This window comes from Aerococcus sp. L_32 (assembly GCF_050689315.1).
Map to the genome: position 1 here is coordinate 1 of NZ_JBOEQF010001323.1, position 503 is coordinate 503.

Consider the following 503-nt stretch of genomic DNA (forward strand, 5'->3'; position numbering starts at 1 on the left):
GCATCTTTACGGCATTCAATAACGACACGCATACCTTCACGACCAGATTCGTCACGTACAGCGGTGATCCCTTCTACCCGTTTGTCGCGAGCTAGTTCAGCGATACGTTCGACTAATTTAGCCTTGTTCACCATGTAAGGAATTTCATGAACGATAATCCGTTCTTTACCTGAAGACAAGGTTTCAATGTCTAATTTAGCACGGACAATGATTGTCCCTTTTCCAGTCTCATAAGCCTTACGGATACCTGATTTCCCGATGACAATACCACCGGTTGGGAAGTCTGGTCCTGGTAAAGCCTCCATCAATTCGTTGGTTGTTGCGTCAGCGTTCTGCATTAAAATTTTAATGGCGCCGATGACTTCGCTTAGGTTATGGGTTGGGATATTGGTGGTCATCCCAACTGCGATACCGGTTGTCCCGTTTACTAATAGGTTAGGAAAGCGAGCTGGTAATACTTCTGGCTCACGCTCTTCACCGTCATAGTTAGGGATAAAATCAAC

At 45.5% G+C, this 503-nt stretch carries 1 protein-coding gene; it reads right to left on the minus strand.

The features are described 5' to 3' along the window. A partial coding sequence (locus ACRCJ0_RS19585; protein ID WP_431391891.1) for a DNA gyrase subunit A occupies positions 1 to 503 on the minus strand: 503 nt, incomplete at both ends.